Raw genomic sequence first — 10,228 nt, 5'->3', positions numbered from 1 at the left:
ATCACGCTCGCCGACGACGAACTCATCTACATCCGCCTGAACCCGCGCACCCACACGCCCTTCGGACTGGGCCGGCTGGAGGTCGCCTTCGAGACCATCAACGCCTTCCTCGGCGCCTACCGCTACGCCGCGCGCCTGGCCTCCAACACCGTGGTGCAGTACGCGCTCTGGCTGCAGGACCTCAGCCCGGCGCACCACGAGCGCCTCATCCGCTGGTGGCAGGACGAGATCGAAGGCACCGGGCGCGTGCCCATCCTCTCGGTCGAGTCCAAGCCCGAGGTGCTACGCTTCGGGGGCGGCACCGACGCCGACCTGCGCCTGGCCTGGCAGGAGTTTTTGCTGCGCGTGATCGCCGACGCCTTCGATCTGCCTCCGCTCTTCCTCGGCCTGGAGCACGATGTCAACCGCTCCACCGCCGCCGAGCTGAACGACCTGGCCTTCCGCTCCGCCATCGTGCCCACGGCGCGGCTGTTCGCCGAGCACCTCACCCGCGACGCCATCGGCAAGAAGCTGGGCTGGGGCGACCTGGAATTCGTCTTCACCGACGTGGACGCGCGCAACGAGATGGAAGAGGCCCAGATCCAGGAGATCCTGCTGCGCACCGGCGTGCTCACGGTGAACGAGGTGCGACGCATGCGGGGGTTGCCCGAGATCCCGGCCACTACGAGGGCGTCATCCTGAGGCGCTTTAGCGCCGAAGGATCTCGCGCGCAGTGCCGACCCACTCCACGCGAGATTCTTCGCGCGCGGCGCGCGCGCCCAGAATGACGCCATCAGATTGATGACGTGCTCACGGTGAACGAGGTGCGGCGGATGCGAGGACTACCGGAGATAGCGACGTGAGTCGTTGTGCTCTAGTTCGCTGACGCTCCCGGCTCTCGCCAGGATGCGTTTCAGAAGTGCACTGGACAGGCTCAGCAACGCGAAGATTCCCAGCGTGTAGACAGCCGCCGTCACTAGGCAGGCCGGGGCGAGCGAGTCGGCAGGGCCCGGGCGCAGGAGCCATAACCCGGGCAAGAGCAGTGCGGTTCCAGTCACAGCCGAAGCCAGTAGCTGCCAGAATCCGCCGGCCTGGCTCGTGAGCGCCGAGTAGCCATACAGGACAATCGCCGCCGCGATCGCCTCTGACAGCAGCAACTTCTTGTGCCAAGGCCGCAAGCCGAGCATCCGGGAACGGTACCACACCTTAGCCCTAACCAATCTGAAATCTGACCTCTGAGATCTGCAATGACGACTGACCTCGATTCCATGGCGATCGAGATGCCGGAGGTGTCTCGGCATCCCAACCGGCTCGCCTTCCGCGGCGTGCTCACCCTGGTGGACACGCCCAGCGACCGCCCGCCCGCGGGCGCCCGCGGCCATCGCGTGCTGCTCACCCGACAGGCCGCCGAACGAGCGCTGCCGTCGCTCCTGGGCATGGGCCTCGACTACACGCCCTCGCTCGACGCCCACGACGCCCGCCGCAAGGTGGGCATCATCACCAGCGCCGAAATCGTCGAGAGACCAGCCACGGATGAACACGGATCAACACGGATCAAGAACAGGGAATCAATCCGTGACGATCCGTGGGAATCCGTGGCCGCGCTTGAAGTTCAGGGCTACCTCTTCGCTCGCGACTTCCCCGAGATCGTGCGCGAGCTGCGCGCCGGCGGCCGCCGCCTGGGCATGTCCTACGAGGTGGCCGACGCCCGCATCGAGGACCCGCGCGCCCCGGTGTGGCGGCTCGCCGAGGTCACCTTCACCGGCGCCGCCATCCTGCGCCGCGATAAGGCGGCGTACCGCAACACCTGGATCGAACTGCAGACGTCAGACGTCGGACGTCAGACGTCAGCAAGCAACTCTGGCCACTGGCCACTGACCACCGGCCACTGCCTCTCAGGAGAACAAATGACCGAAGAACTGACACAGCAATTCGTCGCCAATTCAGAGCGGCTGGCGGCCGCGGCGGAGGCGCTCAACCAGGCGCTTACCCGCCTCGACGCCCAGCAGGAGACTCTCTGCGAGAAGGTGGACCGCATCATCGCCACCATCGACGAGAGCGAAGCCGGCGCCCGCAAGGAAATGGAAGCCCGCATCGCCGAGCTGGAGCGCGCCAACACCGAGCTGAAGGCGCAGGCCAAGCCCTCGGGCGACCCGGTCGCCCGCAAGACCCTGCCGCCGCTGGTGACCGCGCTGCTGGCCAAGCAGGGCGTGGAGACCGCCGGGCCCATCGACCTCGAGACTCTGGACAAGACCCTGGCCGCGCTCAGCGTGGAGCAGCGCATCGCGGTGAAAGCGCAGATGGCCCGGGCGGGATGGATCGAGTAACTCGATCCATCCCGCGTCGTCGGCTCTCGGTCGTCGGTCTTCGGCGGCCGGCCAACGACCAACGACGAACGACCAACGACTCAACCCAATCCCAACACTCAGGAGCACCCATCACTATGACCGCCCAATTCATCGACCTGCACGCGGCCGCCGACTTCCTCGGGCCGGGCGCGGTGGAGGTCAACCGCTACCAGAACGAGATCACCGACATCGTGCGCCGCCGCGGCGCCTTCGGGCAGCGCATCAAGCAGGTGCCCGCCACCGGGCATCCCTCGCGCTTCTTCGAGCAGACTGCCATCGTCTCGCCGGCCATGGCCAACGCCTTCGTGGACCCGCGCAACATCGTGGCCACGGTGGGCTCGCCCACGCGCGCCGAGCGCTCGCTGCCGCTCAAGGCCCTGGTCTCGCAGATCAACTACAACCTCTTCGACCTGGAAGTGGGGGCGCAGCAGGCGCAGTTCGCCTTCCTCCAGGCCAAGGACCTGGCCGACGCGGTGGAAGGCCTGCTGCGCACCCACGACGTCGCCCTGTGGAACGGCAACGACACCTCGCTCACCACGCCCACCACGCTGGAGTACTACGGCGCGGCCGCGCAGATCGCCGACGGCGGCAACCTGCACACCGTCGGGACCAGCGAGAGCATCGTGGACGGCATCAAGGCGGTGGTGGCCGCGATGGTGGCCAATTCCTCCTTCGAGGTGCGCCCCACCGCCGTCTACGCCAACCCCGTCCTGCTCGACCTGATCGACCGCGAGATGAAGCAGGCCTTCAACGTCGTGCTCTCCACCACGGAAGTGGTGGGCGGGCTGACGGTGAAGACGCTCTCCACCCAGGCCGGCGAGCTGCCCCTGATCCCGGAGTGGGCGCTGGGCTACACCGGCACCCCCGGCAGCGGCTCGGCGGTGCTGCCTGCCTACATCGTCAGCGAGGACATGATCGAGTACCACTGGCTCACCGACCCCAGCCCGCGCGTCTTCCAACTCGGGCTGACCGGCAGCCTGGCCTCGCAGATGGTGGTGGTGAAGTTCGGCGGCGTGGTGGTCAAGGGCGCCGCCTACGCCCACTACAAAATCAACGTCAACCGCTAGCAGTTGCCGGTTCCCGGTTCTCAGTTTCCAGTTCGAAGGATGCTGGGCGCTGCCAACTGGGGACCGGGAACTGGGAACCGGGAACTCACCATGATCTATCTCGACCCCTCCGAATACGAGGCGCACGGCCTGCCCGCCACCACGCCCGAGGCCTGGGTGACGGCGGCCAGCGCGCTGGTGGACGCACACTGCCGCCGTCCCACCCTGGCGGTGGCGGAGTACACCGAGCGCCTGCGCCTCGCCGCCGGGCGCGGCGCCGTTCGCCTCTCCTACCTCCCCTTGGCGACGGTCGCGCCTGCCACCACGCCCATCGTCGCGGCGCGGGGACGCTACGCGCTCCCCCGCCGCGGCGAGGGCGTGCCCGGCGGCGAACTCGCCGCCGACGTCGCCCTGGCCTTCTCCCTGCCGGGAAGCTGGACCGCGCTCGACGTCGCCGCGCTCGACGTCGCGCCCGACTCCGGCGAGATCACGCTGCCGGCGAATCCGCTGGGCCTCGCCTTCAACGAGGTGGAGATCACCTACCACGCCGGGCTCAGCGAGGTCCCGGAAGCGGTGAAGTGCGCCTGCGCGCAGATCGTGCGCAATGCCCAGGCCACCCCCGCTCTCACCGTGCGCGCCGGCACCCTCGACCAGATGCATCTGGAATATTTCGCCGACACTCTCATCGACGCCAGCGTGCGCGCCTGGCTGGCGCCCTACGTGGCGCAGAAGCTGGAGTGAGCCATGCCCGGATTCCCCCTCTCCTACGATGCCGCCCGCGGCCACTCCATGGCACGCGCGGCCGAGGTCTTCCTGCGCTCGCTGGGCGGCGGCGCCGTGCTGCTGCGCCTGCCCGTCGGATCGCAGCCCGGCAGCGCCGACCTGGGCCTGGCCTCGCCGCTCATCGAAGACGTCGCGCTCGAGCCCGCGCTGGTGCGCTCGCTGCCCGCGGGACAGCAGGCCGCGCCGCCGCGCGTCGAGGTCCTGATCTCGGCGGCGGCGGTGCAGGAGCAGATCGAGCGCCGCGGCTACGACTCCGCGGACGCGCTCTTCGCCGCCGCTCTGGGCCTGGTGCTCGCCGGCAAGCTCTGGCGCATCGTCAACCTCACCTCCGACACCTTTGCCGGAAATGCCTATCTCTACCGCGTGACCGCAACCTCGTAGTCCACCGCGCCGCCGCCTTGCCTGACGGCTGACGGCTGACGGCTGAAGGCTCGCTATGCAACCTGCCAAAGACAGCTTCTACGTGACCCTGCGCGACCGCCTGGCGGCGCTCAATCCCGCGCGCACGGTGGTGATCGACGGCGTCACCCGCCCCGCCGTGATCGTCGCCGACAACCAGGCGGTCACTGCCGCGCCACCCTTGCCCGAGGCCTTCTATCTCGCCTGGGGTGCGGCGCAACCGGTCAAGACCCTGCAGGGCGCGGCGCGTCCGCTGTTCACCTTGGAGTGCGCCATCGGCTACCGCACCGCCGGCAGCCAGGAGACCAGCGGCGTGGACCGCAGCCGCTGCCTGTGCGCGCTCGACTGTGAACTGATGGAGATCTGCGCGCCCCACTGCGCCGCCAAGCACGACCACACCCAGACGCCCTGTGCCCCACTGGGGACCCAGGTCTTCTGGACCTCGCCGCAACTGGGCGAGGTGGAGCGCGTCGGCGGAGAAATGCGCCGTCAGGCCACGCTCACCGTCTTCTTCTTCCTCGAGGTGGAGCTGCCATGAGTTCGCCATCCTACTCGCAGCGTCCGCCCATGCTGCCGCTAGCGCGCCGGCTGCGCGCCTACTTCGCGCCTGTGGAGCGCGACGCCGGCACCCCGGCCATCTTCGCTCCGGGTAAGCACGGAGCTTTCCCCCTGGACGTGCCCCCGGCGCCCTGGGTGAGCGTGGGCTGGATCGAGAACTTCCGGCGCACGCCCGCCACCCGCAGCGAGTGCCTGCGCGCCGGGTCGAAGGGCGCGGCCGCGGCCCAGTTCCGCGCCCAGCTCGAAGCGCGCGTGGAGTTCGACTTCCAGGAGTGGGGCAAGCTGCAGATGGCGCTGGCCGGCGGCTCCCAGCACATGAATGTGCTCGCCGAGGACCTCAACTCCGAGCCCCAACCGTCCGGCGGCGTGCCGCTCTCGGCCGTCGCGGTGCAGCCGGGCTCGACCGCCGGCGAGCTCGTGCTGGGCTCGGGCACGGTGGACGCCTTCGCCACCGGCGACCTGGTGGCCGTAGACCTCGACTACCAGCAGCAGACCGGGCACGTGGGCAGCGGCATCGCCGCCGCCTATGTGCGCGATCCGCTCGAGGTACTGCTCGATCCCCACTACATCCGCCGCGTCACCTTCAACCTGGGCCGGGTGGAATCGAAGACCTCGACTGCTCTCATCCTGGCGCAGCCGCTGCTGGGAGGCGCGCCGCCCGCCGGAGCGCAAGTGCAAAAAGTCGTTGCCTTCGTGGACCGCGAGGGCGGCTCCTTCTTCCAGCAGTGGTCGGCGCTGTTCGTGCTGGCGGAAGAGTCGGGCGGGCGCGTCTGCTTCTACTACCCGCGGCTGGAAAGCGCCGCGCCCGCGCGCGAGACCGTCTTCGAGGTGGCCGCGCCCATCTCCGGCTGCGCCTTGCACGCCGCCTTCCTGGCGCTGCCCTACAAAGACATCAACGACAGCGAGCAGGTGGTCTGCTACCGCTCCTACTTCCCGGCGGCGACCGCTGCGCTGTACTGATTTTCTTTCTCTGCGATCTCTGCGATCTCGGCGGTGAAATCTTCATGCAACTGACCATCGACAATCTCGACGGCGGCGGCGCGCTCGACTACACCGCCGCGCTCGGTGCCGAACCTCCGGCGCGCGTCCTGCGGCGGCTGAACCGCCCGGCGGAATTGCGCGCGGCCCTGGTCGCGACCGATCCCGGATTCGTGGTGCCGGCGGCGGGCGCGCGCGTCCTGCTGGCGCGGCGCGACGGCTCCAAGCTCTTCACCGGATACGCGGCCGCTCCCCTGGAGCACGAGTATCTGGGCTGGGGCCCGCGTGGGCCCGTCTATCGCTACAGCCTGGTGGCGCTGAGCGACGAGTCGCTGCTCGACCGCAAGACTCTGCCTGCGCGCGCTCCTTTCGTGGCGCGCACCGCCGGCGGCGCCCTCAAGCAGCTCGCCGAGGACCTGCTCCCCGGCGCCTTCGATACCAGCGCCGTGGCCGACGCTGCCACCCTGCCCTGGTTCTCCATCAGCCCGCAGAAGACCTGGTCCGAGCACGCCGCCGAGCTGGGGTTGCTGGCCCGCGCCAGCTACTGCGCCCACGACGGTGCGCTCGTCTTCCAGCCCGTGGGCGCGACCGTCCACACGCTCGATGAGACCGCGCCCGGCTTCGCCACGGCCGACCTGAAGTTTCACCCCGACGGCCAGATCGTCAACGACATCACCGTCATCGGGCGCATCGAGCCCCGCGCCTATGTGAAGGACTACTTCCTGGGTGACGGCCTCACGCTGCAATTCGATCTCTCCCATGTCCCCTTCACGCGCTACAGCGCAACCGTCGCCGAAGAGGAGTACACCGGTTCGGCGCTGGCGGCCACGCGCTGGCAGATCGCGGACCCGGCCTCCGCCCTCTCCGTCGGCAGCGGCAAGCTGCAGGTCGCGGGCGGCACCGGCGTGGACGGCCAGACCACCGTGGCCTTCGCGGAGAACGTGGAACTCGGCGGCGTGCTCCTGCTGCAGCACGGCGAGGTGAACTTCACCGCCGCCTCCGACGGCATCCTGGGCGGCCTCTACAGCGGCAGCCCGGTGCTGGCCAACTGCCTGGCCGGCTTCCGCGTGACTCCGTCGGGCGGGCAGTCCGCCATCCAGGCGCTGGTCGGAGGCGCGCTCACGGGCACGCCCGTCACCACCGTCGCCGGGCATCGCTATGCGCTCGCCACGCGGCTCTATTGTCTGGAACTCTTCCGCGCGCGCCAGGTCTTCCATTCTTCCGCGCATCCAGCGGGGAGCGGGCGCGGTGGCGGGACCGTCGCCGCCTCCGTGCGCTGTGTGCTCGAGGTCCACGACATCGATCCCGCCAATCCGGGCTCGCTGGCTGCGCCTTCCATCGTGCTCTTCGACGGCGTGCTGGCGGCGCCCGCCTATGTTGCCTACGTCCTGGTGAACTCGCGCAGCCTGCACTGCGCCCTGGCCTTCACCCGCGTGGTGCGCATGGTGGACGCCGAGGTGCGCAGTGCCATCCCCGGGCAGGGCTACCGCACGCGCCTGGCCGGCGCCATCTCCGAGGGCGCGGAGTGCGGCGTGTACTCCACGCCCGAACTGCAGTTCTTCTCGCCCTTCCCGCCGGTCCAGGGCGAGAAGATCGCGGTGCGCTACCGCGGGCAGGCGCGCGCGCTGGCGCGGATCAGCGACCCCGCCAGCATCGCCGCGCTGGCGCACAACGGCGACGACGGCGTGCGCGGGGCCGTGCGCAACCTCGCCGCGCCCGCTCCCCTCACCAGCGCCGACTGCGAGAACGCCGCCCTGGCCCTGCTCGACGACTCCACCCAGCCCGCCTGGGCCGGCGAATACCAGGTGTGGAGCGACTTCCTGCCCGCCGGCGATGTCTTCCCCGGCGACGCGGTCACGGTGGATGCTCCCTCGCAGGGGGCGGTCTTCTCCGCCATCGTGCGCGAGGTGGCGCTCGAGGTCGCCGATCCCGAGCACGACCGCTCCCGCTACACCCTGCGCGTCTCGAACGACGCGGCCGCGCCCCTGGCCTTCGACTTCGATCCCGCGCGCCTGGATGAGCCGCTCGACGTCACCGCCACCACCGCAACCGCAGGCGCCAGCTTCATCGCCGACCTGCCCGACGCCGAGATCACCGATTGCTCCTCGACCACCATCACCATCGATGCGGGAACCGATCCGCCCGCGGGCGGCGGCTTCGAGGTCCGCCGCAGCGACTACGGCTGGGGGCAGGAGAGCGACCGCAACCTCGCCGGCCGCTTCACCAGCCGCAGCTTCGCCCTGCCGCGGCTGGCCCGCATCCAGGACTACTACCTGCGGCAGTACGACACCGCCTCGCCGCCGCGCTACTCCCGCTACTCCACCGCGCTGCACCTGGACTACCCGTTATGAGCGAATTCGAAGAACGCATCCTGTCAGAACTCGCCGAAGTGAAGAGCAGCCTGTCCGAAGTGCGCGCCCACCTGCGCTGGCTGCTGGGCAACGGCACTCCCGGCCTCATCTCCCAGTTGGAAGAGCGGGTGGCGCGCCACGAGGCCTACGTGCAGAAGGCCGCCGGCGTGGGCGCGGTCCTGGCCGTGCTTTTGACCATCGCCCACTTGGCCATGGATTACTTCCGCAGATAGAGGGCAACGGTCCTTGACCAGATCAGAATTCATCGCGACCGCAACCGCGGCGGCGCAGGCGGCCTCGGCGGTCAGCGGCTTTCCCCCGGGGGTGACCGTGGCCCAGGCCGCGCTGGAGAGCGCCTGGGGACAGTCGCAACTGGCGCGCCTCGCCCACAACTACTTCGGCATCAAGGCGCACGGCGACCTGCCCTGGATCGAATTGCCCACCACCGAGGTGCAGGGCGGCGCCGCGGTCAAGATGCGCGCCTACTTCGCGCGCTACGAGTCGATCGAGGCCTGTTTCGCGGATCGCGACCGCCTGCTCGCCCGCCTGGCTGTTTACGCCGAGGCCCGCGCCGCGGCCCGCGATCCCGAGGCCTTCCTGCGCGCGCTGGCTCGCCACTGGGCCACCGATCCGGACTACGCGCAGAAGCTGCTGACCCTCTACCGCGAGCACGGCTTCGACAAGCTCGACCAGGCATTCAGCACGCAGCGATCAGCACTCAGCCACTGACCGGTGCGGCTGAATGCCGAGCGCTGACTGCTGATCGCTGCCGCCAACGCCGTCCAGTCCAACCAAGTTCCAAATCCCTCCACTGGAGAAAAACCATGACTTTCCTCAAGAAACTCGGGCAGGTACTGCTCAAGATCGCAGGCGTGGCCACCGGCATCATCCCGCTGATCGCCCCGCTGATCCCCGGCGCCGCGGCGCCCGCAGTGATCACCGACGTTTCCAACATCGCCGGCGTGATCGTGACCGTGGAACAGATGTTCGCCGCCGCCTACGGCGCAGACGCGAAGATGGGCAGCGAAAAGCTCAAGGCCGCGGTGCCCTTCGTCTCCCAGATCATCCAGCACACCGCGCCCTTCGCCGGCAAAAGCATCAAGAACCAGGCGCTCTTTACGCAGGCGGTGACGCAGATCACCTCCAGCTTCGCGGACCTGCTCAACTCCCTGGGCGACTGATGAACTGCTGATCGAGGGCGTGGTCGGCTGCCTGAACGACTCCGTGTGGTTCAAGGCCCAGTAACGCTTCGCCAACTCGCGCAAAATGAAACGGCAGGCCACCCGGCCTGCCGTCTTTTTTCTTATCTGCGAAAATCCGCGTCCATCCGCGGCGAAGAAGTTCTTACCCGATATCCTCGTTCCAGCCTTCCAGGTACTTGGCCACGAACGCCAGGAACTGGTCGGCCACGGCGCCATCCACGATGCGGTGGTCGTAGCCCAGCGAGACGTGGCAGATGGAGCGGATGGCGATGGAGTCGCTTCCGTCCTCGGCGGTCACCACCACCGGCTGCTTCTTGATGGAGCCCACGCCCATGATCGCCACCTGCGGCTGCGGGATGATGGGCAGCCCAAACATCTGCCCGTAGCTGCCGGGGTTGGTGATGGTGAAGGTGCCGCCGGCCACGTCGTCGGGGGCCAGCTTCTTGGCGCGCGCCCGCTCCGCCAGGTCCAGGATCGCTCGCTGCAATCCCAGGAAGTTCTTCTCCTCGGCGTTCTTGATGACGGGCACGATCAGCCCCCAGTCCAGCGAGACCGCCACGCCCAGGTGGATGTTGCGGTGGTAG

12 protein-coding genes are annotated in these 10,228 nt (G+C 69.0%); 11 read left to right on the top strand and 1 reads right to left on the bottom strand.

Features of this window, described 5'->3' with window-relative positions; genetic code table 11:
* The 11 genes from VEG08_00300 to VEG08_00250 all read left to right on the top strand — a co-directional run.
* On the top strand, window positions 1-681 hold a 681-nt coding region (locus VEG08_00300), incomplete at its 5' end, for a phage portal protein (GenBank protein ID HXZ26417.1).
* Between the two features lie 545 nt (window positions 682-1,226).
* Window positions 1,227-2,306: a hypothetical protein gene (locus VEG08_00295; protein HXZ26416.1), complete on the top strand. Its 1,080-nt coding sequence runs from the start codon at window positions 1,227-1,229 to the stop codon at window positions 2,304-2,306.
* A 116-nt stretch (window positions 2,307-2,422) separates the two neighbouring features.
* Complete coding sequence (locus VEG08_00290) at window positions 2,423-3,394, top strand: hypothetical protein (GenBank protein HXZ26415.1); 972 nt, start codon at window positions 2,423-2,425, stop codon at window positions 3,392-3,394.
* Window positions 3,395-3,484: 90 nt separating this feature from the next.
* Window positions 3,485-4,114 carry a hypothetical protein gene (locus tag VEG08_00285; protein HXZ26414.1) on the top strand — a complete coding sequence of 210 codons (630 nt, stop codon included), beginning with the start codon at window positions 3,485-3,487 and terminating at the stop codon, window positions 4,112-4,114.
* A 3-nt stretch (window positions 4,115-4,117) separates the two neighbouring features.
* Window positions 4,118-4,537, top strand: coding sequence for a hypothetical protein (locus tag VEG08_00280; protein ID HXZ26413.1), 420 nt, complete (start codon window positions 4,118-4,120; stop codon window positions 4,535-4,537).
* A gap of 55 nt (window positions 4,538-4,592) precedes the next feature.
* The gene (locus VEG08_00275; protein HXZ26412.1) at window positions 4,593-5,093 is read left to right on the top strand and encodes a hypothetical protein; all 501 of its coding nucleotides are present in this window, start codon (window positions 4,593-4,595) and stop codon (window positions 5,091-5,093) included.
* The gene (locus VEG08_00270) at window positions 5,090-6,073 is read left to right on the top strand and encodes a hypothetical protein (GenBank protein ID HXZ26411.1); all 984 of its coding nucleotides are present in this window, start codon (window positions 5,090-5,092) and stop codon (window positions 6,071-6,073) included. The genes VEG08_00275 and VEG08_00270 overlap by 4 nt, the downstream gene beginning before the upstream one ends.
* 44 nt (window positions 6,074-6,117) lie before the next feature.
* Complete coding sequence (locus VEG08_00265) at window positions 6,118-8,442, top strand: hypothetical protein (protein HXZ26410.1); 2,325 nt, start codon at window positions 6,118-6,120, stop codon at window positions 8,440-8,442.
* Window positions 8,439-8,675, top strand: a complete 237-nt coding sequence (locus VEG08_00260) for a hypothetical protein (protein HXZ26409.1) — start codon at window positions 8,439-8,441, stop codon at window positions 8,673-8,675. The genes VEG08_00265 and VEG08_00260 overlap by 4 nt, the downstream gene beginning before the upstream one ends.
* Window positions 8,676-8,688: 13 nt before the next feature.
* A complete protein-coding gene (locus VEG08_00255) occupies window positions 8,689-9,171 on the top strand; it encodes a glucosaminidase domain-containing protein (GenBank protein ID HXZ26408.1) in 483 nt (160 codons plus the stop codon).
* 95 nt (window positions 9,172-9,266) lie between these two features.
* Complete coding sequence (locus VEG08_00250; GenBank protein HXZ26407.1) at window positions 9,267-9,623, top strand: hypothetical protein; 357 nt, start codon at window positions 9,267-9,269, stop codon at window positions 9,621-9,623.
* 163 nt (window positions 9,624-9,786) lie between these two features.
* Here VEG08_00250 and VEG08_00245 read toward each other — a convergent pair.
* Window positions 9,787-10,228, bottom strand: a 442-nt coding sequence (locus VEG08_00245) for a 2-oxo acid dehydrogenase subunit E2 (GenBank protein ID HXZ26406.1), incomplete at its 5' end; no start/stop codon positions are given.

The sequence above is a fragment of the Terriglobales bacterium genome (genome assembly GCA_035624475.1).
Classification (GTDB): domain Bacteria; phylum Acidobacteriota; class Terriglobia; order Terriglobales; family Acidobacteriaceae; genus DASPRL01.
The sequence above is the reverse complement of the archived record's forward strand: the minus strand, read 5'-3'. Positions and strand labels throughout refer to the sequence as shown.

Excerpts from the sequence above, each read along its gene's own strand:
- VEG08_00260 (HXZ26409.1), top strand. The coding sequence starts at position 8,439 with ATGAGCGAATTCGAAGAACGCATCCTGTCAGAACTCGCCGAAGTGAAG.
- VEG08_00275 (HXZ26412.1), top strand. The coding sequence starts at position 4,593 with ATGCAACCTGCCAAAGACAGCTTCTACGTGACCCTGCGCGACCGCCTG.
- VEG08_00265 (HXZ26410.1), top strand. The coding sequence starts at position 6,118 with ATGCAACTGACCATCGACAATCTCGACGGCGGCGGCGCGCTCGACTAC.
- VEG08_00285 (HXZ26414.1), top strand. The coding sequence starts at position 3,485 with ATGATCTATCTCGACCCCTCCGAATACGAGGCGCACGGCCTGCCCGCC.
- VEG08_00270 (HXZ26411.1), top strand. The coding sequence starts at position 5,090 with ATGAGTTCGCCATCCTACTCGCAGCGTCCGCCCATGCTGCCGCTAGCG.
- VEG08_00280 (HXZ26413.1), top strand. The coding sequence starts at position 4,118 with ATGCCCGGATTCCCCCTCTCCTACGATGCCGCCCGCGGCCACTCCATG.
- VEG08_00250 (HXZ26407.1), top strand. The coding sequence starts at position 9,267 with ATGACTTTCCTCAAGAAACTCGGGCAGGTACTGCTCAAGATCGCAGGC.
- VEG08_00295 (HXZ26416.1), top strand. The coding sequence starts at position 1,227 with ATGACGACTGACCTCGATTCCATGGCGATCGAGATGCCGGAGGTGTCT.
- VEG08_00290 (HXZ26415.1), top strand. The coding sequence starts at position 2,423 with ATGACCGCCCAATTCATCGACCTGCACGCGGCCGCCGACTTCCTCGGG.